General features: G+C 71.0%; 16 protein-coding genes and 2 pseudogenes. 17 read left to right on the top strand and 1 reads right to left on the bottom strand.

From position 1 onward, the window contains the following. Window positions 1-66: 66 nt before the first annotated feature. The 9 genes and pseudogenes from HZS56_RS34540 to HZS56_RS34500 all read left to right on the top strand — a co-directional run. Window positions 67-1,143 (top strand): DUF8094 domain-containing protein, encoded by a 1,077-nt coding sequence (locus tag HZS56_RS34540; protein WP_108989126.1) that lies wholly within the window; start codon window positions 67-69, stop codon window positions 1,141-1,143. A 42-nt stretch (window positions 1,144-1,185) separates the two neighbouring features. After that, complete coding sequence (locus HZS56_RS34535) at window positions 1,186-1,791, top strand: hypothetical protein (protein WP_253915372.1); 606 nt, start codon at window positions 1,186-1,188, stop codon at window positions 1,789-1,791. 43 nt (window positions 1,792-1,834) lie between these two features. Next, window positions 1,835-2,578 (top strand): glycosyltransferase, encoded by a 744-nt coding sequence (locus HZS56_RS34530; RefSeq protein ID WP_108989128.1) that lies wholly within the window; start codon window positions 1,835-1,837, stop codon window positions 2,576-2,578. After that, complete coding sequence (locus tag HZS56_RS34525; protein WP_244942105.1) at window positions 2,571-3,671, top strand: hypothetical protein; 1,101 nt, start codon at window positions 2,571-2,573, stop codon at window positions 3,669-3,671. Before HZS56_RS34530 ends, HZS56_RS34525 begins: the two co-directional genes overlap by 8 nt. A gap of 35 nt (window positions 3,672-3,706) precedes the next feature. Beyond that, window positions 3,707-4,165 (top strand): hypothetical protein, encoded by a 459-nt coding sequence (locus tag HZS56_RS34520; RefSeq protein ID WP_108988898.1) that lies wholly within the window; start codon window positions 3,707-3,709, stop codon window positions 4,163-4,165. Next, window positions 4,162-5,352: a hypothetical protein gene (locus HZS56_RS34515; RefSeq protein ID WP_108988899.1), complete on the top strand. Its 1,191-nt coding sequence runs from the start codon at window positions 4,162-4,164 to the stop codon at window positions 5,350-5,352. The genes HZS56_RS34520 and HZS56_RS34515 overlap by 4 nt, the downstream gene beginning before the upstream one ends. 37 nt (window positions 5,353-5,389) lie before the next feature. Further along, on the top strand, window positions 5,390-5,611 hold the full coding sequence (locus HZS56_RS34510; protein ID WP_108988900.1) for a hypothetical protein: 222 nt from the start codon (window positions 5,390-5,392) through the stop codon (window positions 5,609-5,611). A gap of 191 nt (window positions 5,612-5,802) precedes the next feature. Then, window positions 5,803-6,945 carry an AAA family ATPase gene (locus HZS56_RS34505; protein WP_167468189.1) on the top strand — a complete coding sequence of 381 codons (1,143 nt, stop codon included), beginning with the start codon at window positions 5,803-5,805 and terminating at the stop codon, window positions 6,943-6,945. After that, window positions 6,942-7,214, top strand: a pseudogene (locus HZS56_RS34500) (hypothetical protein); the annotation flags it as partial. The gene HZS56_RS34505 and the pseudogene HZS56_RS34500, both read left to right, overlap by 4 nt. Window positions 7,215-7,219: 5 nt before the next feature. Here HZS56_RS34500 and HZS56_RS34495 read toward each other — a convergent pair. After that, window positions 7,220-8,037 (bottom strand): IS5 family transposase gene (locus HZS56_RS34495; RefSeq protein ID WP_254882429.1). Its coding sequence is split into 2 segments (ribosomal slippage): window positions 7,220-7,680 and window positions 7,680-8,037, totalling 819 coding nucleotides; the frame shifts between segments, so codons are not numbered across the junction. Between the two features lie 62 nt (window positions 8,038-8,099). Between HZS56_RS34495 and HZS56_RS34490 the strand changes: the two are divergent. From HZS56_RS34490 to HZS56_RS34455, 8 genes and pseudogenes are all read left to right on the top strand, one after another. Continuing rightward, window positions 8,100-9,620, top strand: a pseudogene (locus HZS56_RS34490) (vWA domain-containing protein); the annotation flags it as partial. A 208-nt stretch (window positions 9,621-9,828) separates the two neighbouring features. Further along, window positions 9,829-10,320, top strand: a complete 492-nt coding sequence (locus HZS56_RS34485) for a hypothetical protein (RefSeq protein ID WP_244942106.1) — start codon at window positions 9,829-9,831, stop codon at window positions 10,318-10,320. Between the two features lie 1,337 nt (window positions 10,321-11,657). Further along, window positions 11,658-12,095, top strand: a complete 438-nt coding sequence (locus HZS56_RS34480; RefSeq protein ID WP_108988904.1) for a hypothetical protein — start codon at window positions 11,658-11,660, stop codon at window positions 12,093-12,095. After that, window positions 12,092-12,922, top strand: a complete 831-nt coding sequence (locus HZS56_RS34475; RefSeq protein ID WP_108988905.1) for a relaxase/mobilization nuclease — start codon at window positions 12,092-12,094, stop codon at window positions 12,920-12,922. The genes HZS56_RS34480 and HZS56_RS34475 overlap by 4 nt, the downstream gene beginning before the upstream one ends. A 13-nt stretch (window positions 12,923-12,935) precedes the next feature. Next, entirely contained in the window at window positions 12,936-13,640 is a 705-nt protein-coding gene (locus HZS56_RS34470) for a hypothetical protein (protein WP_108988906.1), read from the top strand. A 25-nt stretch (window positions 13,641-13,665) separates the two neighbouring features. Continuing rightward, a complete protein-coding gene (locus tag HZS56_RS34465) occupies window positions 13,666-14,424 on the top strand; it encodes a hypothetical protein (RefSeq protein ID WP_108988907.1) in 759 nt (252 codons plus the stop codon). Continuing rightward, window positions 14,421-15,074, top strand: coding sequence for a hypothetical protein (locus HZS56_RS34460; protein ID WP_108988908.1), 654 nt, complete (start codon window positions 14,421-14,423; stop codon window positions 15,072-15,074). The genes HZS56_RS34465 and HZS56_RS34460 overlap by 4 nt, the downstream gene beginning before the upstream one ends. Window positions 15,075-15,091: 17 nt before the next feature. After that, on the top strand, window positions 15,092-15,462 hold a 371-nt coding region (locus HZS56_RS34455), incomplete at its 3' end, for a hypothetical protein (protein ID WP_216724764.1).

Below are 15,462 nucleotides of genomic sequence, written 5' to 3'. Positions count from 1 at the left end.
CGGCCCTCCCGCCGGCATCGTCGAAAGCCGCCCCACCGGCCAGACGCACGCCCTGATTCCTTCCCCCTGCGAACCCTTGGAGACTCCATCCGCTCCGCCCGCCGTACCCTGCCGCTGATCACCGGCGCCGCCTGCATCACCCTGGCCCTCACCGGATGCTCCGGCGAAGACGGCCCCGCCCAGGCCCGGCAGACGCCCACCGCCAGCACCGCCCCCAAGCCCGCGCCCGCTCTCACCGCCGCCCAGGCCCGCGACGTCATCACCCGCTATTCCAAGGTCAACAACGAGGCCAACGCCGACCGGGACCGGCGCCTGCTCGACACGGTCGAGGACGGACCGCTGTACACGATGTCCGTCTCGGACTACACCGAGACCGAAGGGCTTCCCGCCAAGGACCGCGAGCCGTACGAGGCGTGGTCCTACGACCTCGCCAGCGCCAAGCTGTACATCCCCCGCCTGGCTTCCGGGCAGGACCGCTGGTTCGCCGCCGCCCTCTCCAGCGAGAAGGGCGAGCCCCCCTCCCGCCTGGCCGTGTTCACCGAACAGCCCCAGCACAAGCGCTGGGAAGTGGTCTCCGTCGTCGACCTGGACAGCCAGAAGCTGCCCCACGTCGCCCTCGACCGCGAGGGATACGCAACGGCCGTCCCTGCCACCGGCAACAAGCATCTGGCCGCCGACGCCGACGTTCTGCGTACGGCCGTGCTGGACAACTTCACCACCGGAGGCACGAACACCGGAAGCAAGGTGTTCGCGCCGACCAAGGCCAGCAAGCGGCAGGTCAAGGTCCACAGCGATGCCGCAACCCGTTTCGGCGACAAGGGAACCAGCGTCTTCGACGCAGCCGACAACCGCTTCACGGACGCCTACGCCCTCAAGACGGCAGACGGCGGCGCACTGATCCTCTTCTCCCACACGCACACCCAGACCGACGCCGTCGCGCACTCCGGCCTGCAGATCAACCCCGGCAAGGAAGACCGGGCCTGGCTCCACGACGTGCCCCGCACCTCCATCCGCTACACGTTCGTGTGCAACGACGCCGCCACCGTCCCCGCCAAGGCCGAGCCCTCCCGCCTCATCGGCTACACCTGCGCCCGCACCGACGCCTCCGGCCCCCCGGTCCCCTCCTGGTCACACCGCGCGTAACCGCACCCGCTCGCCACTTCGACGGCCGCCGCACATCTCCCCTTGCTCGCTCCGGAGAACTCCCTGTCCACACACTCCTTCATCGCCCGCCCCACCCTCGGCACGGGATACAGCGGCATCCACGTCCAGTTCGACGGCGTGCCCAGCCACCACCTCCCGCTCCTCCTGGCCGCCTACCAGTACAAGTTCGGGCGCGACGTCGAGGCCATGGCCCAGCATCTCATCGACGACATCGCCGTCGGCTGGGACGAACTCGGTCCCGATCTCCTCGACGACGCCCCACCCACGCTCGTGGCCGCGCTGACCGGCGGCGAACACTGGCCCAGCCGGACCCTCGACCACCTGATCACTCCGGACGGCTCACCCCCGGTGCGCATGACGGTCACCGACAAGACCGCCGGCGAACTGGGCATGCCGTGGGGCTACATCTTGCATCCGCAGGGCATCGAAGTGATCAGCATGGCTCACGCAGGCGCGGGGCCCCTCGTCGCCTGGGACACCGACCCCAGCACCCTCTTCAGCGACCGCCCGGCGCACTGGCCCGCAATCACCACACGCCGGACGCCCACCACCTCGCCCGCCACGCGCACGCCGCGGCCCGCTGCCGGTGCAGCACCTACAGGGCCCCGAACAGGTACCCGCCGCTGACCCGCACCGTCCCTCATTGCCGGAGATTTCCCTGCCCTCTCCCCTGATTACGGTCGTCATCGCCACCCGTCTGCGCGACGACCGCCTCGACTACCTGACCGCCATGCACGCCAGTCTCACCCGGCAGTCCGTGCCGTGGGAGGCCGTGATCGCGCTCGACGGCACCACACCCGAACGCCTGCCGGCCCCGCTCGCGCAGGATCCCCGCATCCGCACACTGACGCTGCCCCGGCCGGTGGGCGCCGCCTGCGCCCGCAACCTCGCTCTCACCCAGGTCCGCACCCCCTACATCAACTGGGCCGACGATGACGACGACTTCACCGACGACGCGATGTCCGTGCGGCTGACCACCCTGGAATCCACCGGGGTGGGCTGGTGTGCGGGGTGGAGCGAGGACCAGCACCCCGATGGCTCGACCCGCCTGTGGCGCTGCCCTACTCCGCCCGGCCGGCACGAGGCCGGCGACGTGTGGACGTATTGGAAGTCGCCGACGGACACGATCCCCATCGGGCCGACCACGATCCTCGCCCGCACCGACCTCGTGCGCGCCGCGCCGATGGGCGGTCTCGTCCAGGGCGAGGACTACTGCGCGGCCCTCGGCGTCACCACGCTCGCACCCGGGATCCTGCTGCCGGTCCCCGTGTACCGGTACCGCAAGCACCCTGGGCAGATGACAGCCCAGGACGGATACGACCAGCTGGAGGCGGCGGCCCGGGAGCACGCCTGGGCCTACGGCCGCAGCCTGCGTGCCGCCCTGCGCGGTGGCGAGGATCTAGACCGTGGCTGAGGCCCAGATCATCCTGTCGCACAGCCGGGAGTCCGGGATCGTCGCCATCGCATCAGGCGAGCAGTACCCGTGTGCGCACACCGCCCTCACGGAGAGCAGCTTCCAGCGGGACAACGACGGCGTCTGGCCCCTGCCCGCAGGCGGCACCCAGATTACCGTGGTCGATCTGGTCGCGTGCGCAAAGCGGCACCGCACCAGCGTGCACACGAGCAGCCGCCGGTTCATCGGCGACGCCGCCCGCGACCTCGCGCGCCTGCTGCCCGGACAGTGGCACGCCTCGGTCGAGATCTACGCGCACCCTGCCTGGCAGGAAGACCTCGTCCCCTGGATCTGGGACAGCGGCGAACTCGGCCGCGCCCTCCAGAGCGAGCGGATCCTCTACGCCGCGGTCCTCACCGACGCGGTGCAGGGCACCACGCTGTTGTTCATGGAGCGGCCCGGCCGTCAACTCGACTACCTGGCAGGCGCCTTCTCCCCCGAAGGGCTCGAAGGGGGCTACGGCGATCCCCATGCCCCGTGCAGCATCGTCCTGCCGTCGTTTCCCGGGCGGGCTGCCCAGGCCCTCACCGACCGGTACCTTCCCGCCTACGAGCAGGCCGTCCATCCAGACGGCGGCCATCGCCGCCGTGCTCGCAGACATCCGCTCCGAGCACGACACCTGGCAGGCCATGAACGCCTCCGACCGCTACAGCGACGCCACCCCGCTGAGCGCTGCCGCCCTCGGCGCCTCGACGGAGCTGTTCCTCGACCACGCCTGGCGCCGTTTCCTGACCGTCGTCGACCACGCCCCGACGCTACTCGACCGGTGCCGACCCGCGGACAGCCCTGGCCCGACGACGCCGCAGCCCTCTCCCGTCTGGCCGACGCCGTGAACGACGTCGAAACCCTGCTCGACGAGATCGTCCACGGTGGTGCCGTGTCGGACCATGAGCGCCGAGCACGCGCGTGGCCAGCGATCGTGACCTGGCTCACCGACGGCGAAGCGTTCTTGCGCCAGGCCCGCCTGAGCGCACCCCACCGCCACCCGGCCCTCCCCGTCACAGCTCCGGCCCGCCCCCTCGCCGCAGCCCGGTCGGCGTACCGCAGTCACTGACCGTTCCCCCGACAAGTCTGGAGACTCCCGCCCCTTTGCAGCCCGGCACCCACTTCTCCTTCGGCGACCACAAGGAACACGGCTTCGTCGCCTCCTTCACCTCCTCCATTCCCCAGCACCTCGCCCACTGGTTCCTGGAGCGCGAGCAGTTCGAGCCCGTCCCCGGTGAACCGGGGCTGTACCGCCTCAGCGAGCCCGAGCGCGACGGAGTCCGACGCACCCGCCAGGCCGTCCACGACCTTCGCCGCCACGGCTACACCGTGCAGGCCGACATCCGCCTCAACACGGCCCTCTCCAACCGTCCGCCGCGCCCCGTCCGGCCCCACGGACTCCAGGAGCGCCGCAGCCGGCTCGCCCAGGCCGCCGCCGGCCGAACGACGCAGCGCTTCACGCCACCCACCACCTCCCCTCCGTCTGCCCGGCCGAGCCCGCCGAAGCCCACCTACGCTCCCACCGTCCACCTGACGGCCGCAGCCGGCGGGCGGTCCCGATGACACCCGCGAACAGTCCGGCCCCCGACAGCCCCTTGCCGACAGCGTCCGCACTGGCCAGCAAGGCACGCGACTTCCGGCTGCGGATGGCCGTCATCGACTGCGAGACCGATGCCGCCCTCGACAGGACACGCGACCGCCACGGCCGCACCGTCCACGCAGACGCCGCCGCAGCCGCACGAGCCCACCGGGACAAGGCGGCGCTGGAGGCGTACACCACCCACCTCGCTCCCCACGCTGAGGCTCTCCTCGATGCCGCCCGGCTCGCGCTCGACGAGTTGCCGCCCGCCCGGCACCTGACCGGGTGGCGGGCCGTCCTGGACGGCTTGGCATCCTCCGCCGCCGAAATCCGCAGGGCCCTCGACCGGCCCGCCGCTCCCGGTTCCCCCGCCGATCGCGCTCAGCACGCGGCCCTGTGGCCGCACCTCACCGCCTGGGCGGACCACAGCCCGATCGCCAGCAACCTCGCCGACCAGCGCGACGGCCAGCACCACAAGGCACCGCTGACCGACGAGGAACAGCAGCAGTGGACCGACAGGGCCCGGGCCGCGCAGACACGTGGCGCGCTGGAGCTGACCGAGTCGTGGTATGCCGCCGACGGACAGCCGATCACCCTCGCTTACCTGGTCGAGGACGACGACTCCACAGTGGTCGCGCTGCGCGGCGACCCGGGCGTACCGGGCTGGCAGGTGATCGGACACTTCGCCCACGAGTACGAGGCGGGCAAGGCCCTGCCCGCTCCGGTCCCGCCCGGCGTGCTCCGCTCGGACATCTCCCGGTTCAACCGACCGGCACCGGCCCCGGAGCTGTCCCTGCAGGACCTCATCCGCGACGTCGTCGAAGGCCACAGTGCCGGTGACGCCTCGAACGCTCTCCTGGGAGCCGTCCAGCGCGGCTACGCCGCCGGCCCGATGGTCCGCCTGCAGGAACTTCTGGAGACGAGCAGCCAGTTCGCCAGCGCCCTGGAGACCGTGCAGGGCCGCCAGATCGCCGCCCGCCTCTCAGCGCTGGGCCGGCAAATCGAGTTCCTCACCCGCGAAGTCGAAGAAGCTGCCGAGGACCTCGGGGCGACCGTCGCCGTCCTGCCCCCGCACCGCACCCCCGTGCTGCGCACCCGCCCGCGCCCGGCCGTGGACACCACACCGCCCGCACCGCCGCCCCGCGCCAGCATGACCGCCCGCCACCGATAGGAGGTCCGCTTTGCCCGAGGCACCAGCAGAGCCGTTCATGCCGATCCGGCACAGCATCACCGGCGAGATCACCACCACCGGCTACAACGCCGCCGCCCGGCGGATCCTGCTCCAGGACGGCTTCGAAGAGACGCCGGGCTGCGCCTGCCGAGCAACGGAACCCGGTACGGAGCGGACGCACGGGCCTGCTCGGCAGCCAGCGAGCTGCCCGTCGCTGGCCATCCCGTACACCTGGACCGAGCCCTCGGTCGGCCGGTGAGCGCCGACGGTACGCCCCGGTTGGACCGGTCGCCGATCTCGGCACAGCCCGTGATCCCCTCCGAGAGCGGCCGGCCTCTTTAGCGCATCGCCCACCCCGCCCCCACCCACATCTGTTGAAGGGTTCTCGTTTTGACCACACCCGGGCCTACCAGACCAGCGCGCACCAAGGGCGGTGAACTACGGGCCAAGGTGGCCCGACTGCTGGCCGACCGGCCGGCGGACAAGCTCACCATCGGGGACATGGCCAGGCAGCTGGGTCACTCCCACGGCGCCGTCCGCAACGCCGCCCTCACCCTGGTGCGACGCGGCGAGGCCGACCAAAGCGGGACCGGACAACCGCAGTTCCGCGCGAACGCGAAAACCGCCGCAGCCGCACAGAGGGCTGTGATCAGCCCACCGGGCACCCACTCTCCCCGCGCCCAGGCGGCCACGGCCCGTACGACCTACACCGCAGCAGCCGCGCCCAAGCAGACCGGCCCGATCCGCCGCGCGGGGGGCCAGCTTTACCACCCCCGGGAGCTGGCCGATCTGCCCGACGTCGAGGCGTTGAACCGCTTGCGCGACGCCGACGTGCCGGTGCTGCTCTACGGCCCTCCGGGCACCGGCAAGACGAGTCTGGTCGAGGCGGCGTTCCCGGACCTGCTCACCGTCGCCGGTGACGGCGACACCACGGTCGGCGACTTGATCGGCGAGTACACCCAGGACGACGCGGGAGCCTACGTCTTCCAGTACGGTCCGCTGGTCACCGCGATGACCGAGGGCCGCGCCCTGCTGATCGACGATGCCACCTTGATCTCACCGAAGGTCCTGGCGGCGCTGTATCCCGCGATGGACGGGCGCAGGCAGATCCAGGTCAAGGCCCACAAGGGCGAGACCATCAAGGCCGAGCCGGGCTTCTACGTGGTGGCGGGCCACAATCCCGGCGTCCACGGCGCGGTGTTGACGGAGGCGCTCGCGAGCCGGTTCAGCGTGCAGATCCAGATCGGCACGGACTACGACCTCGCCCTGGCCTTGAGGATCGATGCCCGGGTGGTCCGGGTCGCCCGACACCTCGCCCACCAGGTCGAACTCGGCGAGCTGGGATGGGCCCCCCAGCTGCGGGAACTGCTCAGCTACCAGAAGACCGAGGCCGTCCTCGGCACCAAAGCCGCGCTCGCGAACCTGGTCGGCATCGCTCCTGTGGAGGATCGCGACGCCGTCGCCGCCGCCGTCACGAAGGCTGTCGGCGTCAAGAAGATCGCACCTCTCACCCTCGGCAAGCAGCTCCCCGCCTCAGCCGCCCGGCAGCCTCCGGGCAGCACCGGCTCCGCACACCGGGGCCGCCCGCGATGAGTGCCCACCACCACATCCAGTCCACGCCGGAAGACGACGCCGACCTCGCGCGCTGGGACGACGACGGCGCCCCGCCCGCGCAACCCCGCTCCTCCCCAGCCGCGTGGCTGCGCGTGGGAGCCGAACTCGGCGACCGGCTGGTCGCCCTCTCCGGCCGCCAGGACCTCCTCGTCACCTGCCGCCCCGGCACGCGCAGCGGCGCACCGGCCGCGTTCTTCCCCACGCTGGGCGAGGTCGAGTTCGACGCCCGCCTGTTCGCCCCGCTTAAGAGGTCCTAACAAAGGCGTTGGACGTGGCGGTGGGTGATGAGGCAGGTGGCGATTCCGAGGAAGGCTTCGTGGATGTCGTCGCGTCGTTCCCAGCGGATTCTCAGTCGGCGGAAGCCGTGCAGCCAGGCGATCGTGCGCTCGACCACGTAGCGGAAGACGCCCAGGCCGGAGCCGTGTTCGACGCCTCGTTCGGCGATGACCGGACGGATCCCGCGCTGTCGCAGAAGGCGGCGGTACTTGTCGTGGTCGTAGCCGCGGTCGGCGAGGAGTGCGTCTGGCCGGTGTCTGGGCCGGCCGACGACGCCGGCCACGGCCGGGACCTTGTCCAGCAGCGGCAGCAGCTGGGTTACATCGTTACGGTTTCCGCCGGTCAGCGACACGGCAAGCGGGATGCCCTGGCCGTCGGTGAGGACGTGGTGCTTGCTGCCCGGTCGTGCGCGGTCGACCGGACTGGGTCCGCTTTTGGGCCGCGCCGAGCGGCCCGCACGTGGGAGGAGTCGATCACCGCCCGGGACCAGTCGAGCTTCTTCGCGGCCCGCAGTCTCTGCAGCAGCACCAGGTGCAGTTCGTCCCACACGCCGGCTTCGTTCCAGGCGGCCAGGCGCCGCCAGCACGTCATCCCCGAGCCGAAGCCCAGCTCCTGGGGCAGGTACTCCCACTGGATGCCGGTGTGCAGCACGAACAGAATTCCGCACAGTGCCTGCCGGTCCGGGACCCGCGGCCTGCCCTCCACCAGCTTCGGGCCCGGCACGGGCAGCAACGGCTCGATGAGCGACCACAGTTCATCCGACACGATCCAGGGCCGCGACTGTCGTTTCCCCACGAACGGACCAACGACCACTCAAGCCGAAAGTCACATGATCAACAACTTCTGTTAGGACCTCTAAGCCCCACGAGATCCATCCGCGGATCGTGGGCGACGAGGAGCGGTATCCCGCCGCCTGGGGAGTGTTCGTCCACGAGGCCGCGCACGCGGCCCACTCCGTCTGGACACAGCCTGCCGGAGCCGACCCCCGTGTCGTCGAGGCCGCGCTCCTGCTGGAGGAGAGCCGCGTCGAAGGCGCACATCTGATCACGCGGCCCACGGACCGCACGTACCTGCGCACCAGTGCCCGAACCCTGGTCATGCCCGACATCGCCCACCCCACCCTCCAGGGCATCGAGCAGGCCGCCGCCGCGGCAGCCCTGATCCTCGGCCGCCGGGACGTCGGCATTCTGGACGCCGGCGAGACCCGGGCCGTCGCCGATCTGTGCGAAAAGGTGCTGGGCGCGCCCTTGCTGACCACCCTCGCCCGCATCTGGACCGCAGCTCACCAGTGCGCCGACCACGACGCCACGACCATGCTCGCGCACGGTCAAGAATGGTGCGACGCTCTGGACGCCGCGGCCCCCGCCCTGCCCGTGCCGGAGGGCCTCTCCGATCTGCTGTCTGGCGCCGTGAAGGTCGTCATGGACCACGCGGCAGCCACCGACGCGGCCGACCTCGCGGCACAGGACGCAGCGGCCAACGCCCTGGCGTCGCGCTCCAAGGCGCAGGCTCAGGACCGCGCCCAGCGAGCCCGCCAGCGACGCAAAGCCGCTGCCACCGCCAAGTCGGTCTTCAACGCCCGTAGCACCACCGTCCACCCCGACGGCACACAGGCACCCTCCGGCAACCCGGTCACCGGCACCCGCAGGCCCACCGCCGCCGAGCAGAGCGCCGCCGCGCGCCTGAGCCGCGCCCTGCGGGCCGCCGCCTACCGCGAGCGGACCGAGGAGCGGACCACCAGCCCCACCCCGCCTGGCCGCCTCAACATGCGCGCGGCCCTCGCCCGCGACGCTCAGCGCGCCGCCGGGTCGGTCCCCACCGCGGAACCGTTCACCCACACCCGCCGCCGGAACTCCCCCACCCCACCACTGCGTGTGGGGATCGCCGTCGACGTCTCCGGCTCCATGCGCGCCGCCTGCAAGCCCGTCGCCTCCGCTGCCTGGATCGTGGCACGCGCAGCAGCCCTGACCGACCCCGACTCCCGTACCGCCACCATCGCCTACGACCGGCACCTGACCGCACTGACCCGCCCCACCCACCAAGCACCAGAGCGCGTGACCACGTTCAATGCCACCGGCGGCCACCACAACCTCGCCAACGCCATCGACGCACTCGACCACGGCCTCGAACTCAGCCGCCCCGGCGCCGGCCGCCTCCTCGTGATCGTCACCGACGCCCACTACGGCAGCGACGAAACCACTCAAGCCGTCACCCGCATCAAGCAGCTCACGACCGCCGGCTGCGCCGTACTCCAGCTCACCCTCACCGCGGAATCCCGCCACTTGCCGGGGACCACCTTGCTGCACCTGCCCCAGCCCTCCAGCGCTCCCGCCGCCATCGCCACGGCGGCCACAGACGCCATCCGCAGGACCCGCTGAGACGACGCAGAAGGCGGAAGCGTCCCCGAGACCACCGCCAAGCACTCCAGGCCACCTCCCCGTCCGCCGCATGAATCGTGCATCGTGCACGACCCTCCGCAACGACGCAGGCCACCACCCCAACCGCCAACGAAGGGCACTCGATTTGAAGCACCAGACCAGCAGCACGACCTCGAACGTAACGCCCATCAAACGGAATTGCCCGGGGGTGCCTACGCACTGGACCGTGGAGCACGCCTGCTCCCACCAGGTAGATCATGACCTGTCCAACCGCCCCGCCGACAAGCGGGCCGGCTTCGCCCGCTGGCTCGTGTCAAAGGACTGCGCCGACTGCTGGAAGGCGGCACGCGGCGCCGACTCCGCGTCCAAGGAGGAGTGGCTCGCGACCAAGCGCGCCGCGGAGCAGGAGGCAGCCGCTGCCTGGGCGACGCAGTTCGACATGCCGCAGCTGGAGGGCCCGGCCAAGACCCTGAACTGGGGCGAGCGATCCCGCCATCAACTGATGACGGCCGCACACACGGCCCTGGTCGTCGAGGGCACCTGGGACGACGCGGACTGGGCGGAACTGGAGGAAACGGCCCGCTCCATCACCCGCGCCGGGTGGTGGATCGACCAGCGCGACGCCGAAGGCACTGACCTGATGGAACTCCTCGACGCGGCGACGGTGCAGGACCGCGGATCAGAGAACCCCTTCCGCTGACGGCAAGCGGGACGGCGTGGATTTGCATGCCCGTCGCCCGAATGGGCGAGCGGGGCTCCTGACCGGCCGACCGCCTTTGGTTGCTGCACGCCCGGTTTCCTCGGCAGCAGCCCAGGCACGGACCTGCGGGGGACGGATCAGGATCCGCGTGCGCGAGCAGAGAAGCCCCGGAAACAGTCACGCGCCATGAGAAACAATTCAAGGCAGCAGAAAACGCCGCCCCGTCACCCAAATGCAGGACCTTCTGCGAATCTGCCCGTGCGTAACTTTCAGCGGATGCGAAAATTCGACCAGCGCCGAAAGTCGTGCGCTCAAAGTTGCGCACCGAATGATTCGTCCGATTCATGGGAGCACAAGGTGAGGCAAATGAATTTATGCACCCCCGGAGGAAAGTACATTTGAGTGGTAGGGTCGCAAGAGTCATCCACAATGGCGGCGGAGCCTGCCTCTCCTCCAAGATCAGCAGACTCCGCCGGGGTAAGACGTGGATGCCGCGCAGGAGTCCGCCACTCATGGCGGGCTCCTGTGCACAATCCCTGGTCAGAACCACCAGGACCTGATCGCGTGCACGACGTTCACAACGACCAGGCCCCACCGAACTTTACGGAGCGTGGCCTCCCGCTTCCGTGTTCGTTCCTCACTGCGGCGACGCAGGCGCCTTGCGCGCCGCGTCCCTCCAGTCGGTCCCTCTCCAGGTTCTAACACGTCTCATCACCCCCTTCCGGTCCGGTTCGGGAAAAGGGTGTACTGCGCGGCTCAACCTATCATCCCGTGAGGGCCTCAACGGGAGATCGGCGACACGTTCATCGAATGACAGCAGCCCTAAACTATAGTTCACCACCGGGCGGCTGACCGGGGCCCTGACCTGCCAGCCTTAACATAAATACCAGCGTTAAACCGGATTCGCAGGTCAGGCCGGTTCCGCTGGATGGGAAAGAGCGCCCGTCACCTTGTTCGTCAAATCCGCCCAGCCCGTCGGGCGTCCGCAAGTGGCCTGTGTCACACCTCTGCGGGTGCCCCTGGCGCCGTGTCAGCTCTGTTGCGGGCCGGGGAGTTTGCGCCGCCCGGCGGCCGGAAGGGCAGCAAGCCGCTGCTGAGCAGGCCGAGATGTCGAGCACCGGCCACCTGAGGGTTCGAGGGCGGCTTGGAGGGGCCAGCGGGAACAGTTTCGTGACCTGCCCAAACTCCGTGGCATAGCCACCGAGGCGGACTGCGGGACGCAGAAGCGGTTCCGCTGACGGCGGGGCAACATAGCCGGGATACGCCGGTTAGCCAAACCGCCGTGCTTCCGGACCATTGTTCCTCCCACCCCGCCGCCATCGCGTGGAAGGAACTGCGTGCTCCCTCCGTCCTGGGACCATCAACCCACCCCCGTCACCGCCCTCACCCCCGATCCGCTCACTCCGACCCGCGACATCACCCACGCCCACTTTCAGGCCGGGGACACCGTCGTCGTTCTCAAGGGGGTGGCCAGCGGGGAACTGTGGGGAGACGCGATGCGCGTCGTCGCCCCCTCCTGGCACACCCCCACCGACGAGGACGGATGGCGGCTGCGTGATCCCACCGGTGGCGCTCAGTCCTACGTCACCGCCCACCCCCGCTACCTCGTGCACCTCTCGCGCCGCTGCCCGGACTGCCTGATCTTCCTGCGGGCCATGGAAGACATTCTCCTGAAACGGTTCGCCGGCCGCGACGAGCTGATCGACTGCGGCTGGTACACCACCACCGCCCTGGGCCAGCTCGCGCACACCGCCGACCTGCGGAGCGGCCGGTGATCCCCCGCCTGCACCAGCGCACGCACACACCGCACGACCCACTCGAAGTAGCGCTGGGCCGGCCGCTCTCACCGACCGAGGGTCTGACCGCGCACACGATCGTCGCCCACTGGACCGGCCTGGACTATTTCATCCTGGACGACGAGCACAAGTCCTGGACGTCCTTCGAGTGGGCCGAGCACATCGAAGAGGCCCTTCTGGAGCATCCCTTCGCCGCCAGCCCCGACGACGACCGGCGGGCGATCCTCCACCTCGATGTGCGCCTTCACCCGGACGACCGGGAACTGACGGGACCGGAATGGACCGAAGTCGCTCACCGGCTGGCGCGGGCCACCGGCATCGAGATCCCGGGCAAGGAAAGCGGCTGCCGGTGGATCGCCGTCCAGGCCCAGCCCGGACGCCTGGACCTGATCGCCAACCTGATCCATCTCGACGGCGCCTGGCACGCCCCGCCCGCAGACATCCTGCGACGCCTCGCGGACCAGGCCCGCCGCATCGAGCAGGATCTCGGCCTGATCCCCGCCCGGCCCACCACACAGCCCACCGCGCCCACCGCGTCCGGGCAGCTGGCCAGCGTCCTCACCCAGCTCGCTGACGAGCAGACCGGCCCGCTGGCCACGGTCCGCGGACTGGTCGAGCACACCGCGCACCGGATCGCCCGCCAGCCTGGGGCTGCTGGCACGGACACGGCGCACCGTCTTCAGCTGATCGCGCGCCGCCTGCACGCGATTCAGCAGGACCTGGACGCCACCGCCGCCCACCTGGTCCAGCCTCGGCTCGCCGCCGCGCCGGCCGCGCCCCGGCGCACCGCCCACCGATCTTTGTAGGAGAAACGTCTCCTTGCCCCGCACCACCGACCGCTTCCTGGACATCCGCCGTGACCCGCACTCCGACGAACTCCTCGCCCGCGGCGGCGACTCCGAAGCACACAGCATCCTCCAACGCGCGGGATTCGTCGGTGTCCTCCGCCTCCACGAGACCTACCACCGCGCCCCCACCGACCTCACCGAGAATGAAGAGTCCCGTCTGGCCACCGAGGCCGTAGGGCGCCTGCGGGCCGTCGGGTACCACGTCGACTGCGACGAGCGCTTCGACACCGAAGCCCGCCCCGCGGCCTATCCCACGCTTGGCGCCTCGGTCTCCCACCTCGCCGAACGCCTGCACGAGGCCACCGACACCGCCGAAGCCGCTGGCATCCTCACAGAACTCACCGCGCCCCACGACGGCGTCCTCGCCGGATTCTCGGAAGCCCTCGGCGCCCTGGCCCAGTTCTTCGACGGCCTCGACGACGCGAGCGATCCGTACACCGCCGGGCGCCTGCGCTACCTCGCCGACGAATACGTCCGCATCATCCACTCCGACCTTGCGCACACCCGCGAACGGCTGGCCGACCGGCACGCCCCTCACCCCGGCCGTCGCGCCTGCGCCGAGCAGGTTCCCGACCACAAGACCGAACGCTCTGCGGTGTGCGCCTGTCCGCCCCCGCCGCGTGCCCTGCCGGCCCCGGCACCGCCACCCGTCGGTGCCGCCCGCTTGCGCCGCTGAGCCCCTGCAACTGCCCAAGGACACCATGCACGACCACAGCGCCTCCGAGCGCCTTGCCTCCTACGCCGACGTCCTCGCCGGTGAACTCCCCGACACCTGGACCAGCACCCACCTGACGGGCGACGCCAAGGACGACCTCGCCGAACTCACCGACCAGATCTGGGACCTGGACCTGGTCGCCGCCGCCCTGGCCGAACACCCCCTGCAGCAGGCCGCCGTCCTCAGCCGCCCCGACGGCGCCCAGCTCGTCCTGATCGACCGGCACGACGAACGCGACGGCTTCCTCCTCGCCGCCGTCGCCCCCCGCGCCCTGCCGGACGAGGCGTACCGCGGCGTCTCCGAGCCCAACGGCATCGCCCTGACCGACGACCCGTTCCTCGGTGCCGAGCAGGTCGCCGGCGACCTGCTCGTCCGCTACGACCGTGCGCTCGCCCAAGTCCGGCACAACGCCCTGGGCGGTATCCAGCCCTCCCAGCCGGACCGGGTCGTCCTGACCTGGCAGCCGGACGGCAGCGTCGCCACCGCCCCCGCCGACGACCGGGCCGGCACGATCCTCGCCGCCCACGGCTTCGTCCAGGACCCACACAGCGGCATCTACCGCCTGGAGGGCGACGACTCCCAGGCCCAGGCCCGCGTGCTGCGTGAGATCGGCCCGCAGCTCGACGCGCTCGGTATCGGCACCGCCCTCCAGCACCCCGCCGGGCGTCACGCGCCCACCTCCGCCCCCGCCTCCATGCCGCCGGCCCCCGCCGGTGCCCGCACACCCACCACCAGGACGCGATGAACCAGAGGGAGCCCGACTTCTGGGTCCTGGAGTACGTCACCATCACCAAGGACCCCCGTACCGGCCTGGTCGTGGCCATCGGCGGCACCGAGAAGGCCGCGGACATCCTCCAGCGGACCGGCGGCTTCCTTTCCGCTCCCGGGCCCCGCGGGGACTACCACCGTCTTCCGCACGGCCTGCCCATCGAGCAGCAGCGCCTGAAGGCGACCAGCGCCTCGCACGCCCTGCTCGCCGCCGGCCACAGCGTCCACCTCGACCCCGCCCTGAACATGCTGGCCGCCCCCGACGGCGACCGTGACGCAGCCCTGCGCTACCTCGCTCAGCTCGCCGAGCGGGTCTCGGCCGCCGAGACCAGCAGCGCGGTGGCCGAGGTCCTGACCGAGGTCGCGGCGCCCGTGCACGGGCTGCTGCCCCTGACCAGGGAAGTGATCGTCCGCGCCTGGATCGCTGCCAGTGATCTGCACGGCGCCGCGCCCGGCGAGGAACCCGAGCCCCTCGCACGGCTCGGTTGCACGGCCAACTCCCTGAGCGAAGCCGCCCGCGTCGTCCTGCACGCCCGCAACCACGCCGCCCGCCGGACGCAGCCGCCGGTGACCGCACCGGCCCCGGCACCGGGCCGTGCACAGGCCCCGGCTTCCCGCCGCCGCTGACCCCAGAGATGAAACGTATGGCCAATCTGGCCGACGAGTACGGCACAGACGTCGAGATCTACATCAAGGCCCTGACGACCACCATCCACGCCGACACCCCCACCGGCGCCCCCGCCGAGCTCCACGACCTGCTGGAACAGCTCGGCCTCGAACGCCACGAATACCCCACAGGCGAGCCGCTCTACATCTGGCACACCGTGCCCGACCACCTCGGTGCCGACGAGCAGAAACGCCTGGCAAACCGCGCCATCCCCTCCCTGCTCCTGGCCGGATACACGGTCAACCGCGACCCCGAGGTCTTCGACGAGGCCCTCTACCAGCAGGCCGTGCACCGCCTCCGTGCGCGCACGGCCCGCCCCGCCCCGCAGCAACCGGCTCCCGCCAGTCC

Source organism: Streptomyces mayonensis, assembly GCF_018982965.1.
GTDB classification, from domain to species: domain Bacteria; phylum Actinomycetota; class Actinomycetes; order Streptomycetales; family Streptomycetaceae; genus Streptomyces; species Streptomyces mayonensis.
The sequence above is the reverse complement of the archived record's forward strand: the minus strand, read 5'-3'. Positions and strand labels throughout refer to the sequence as shown.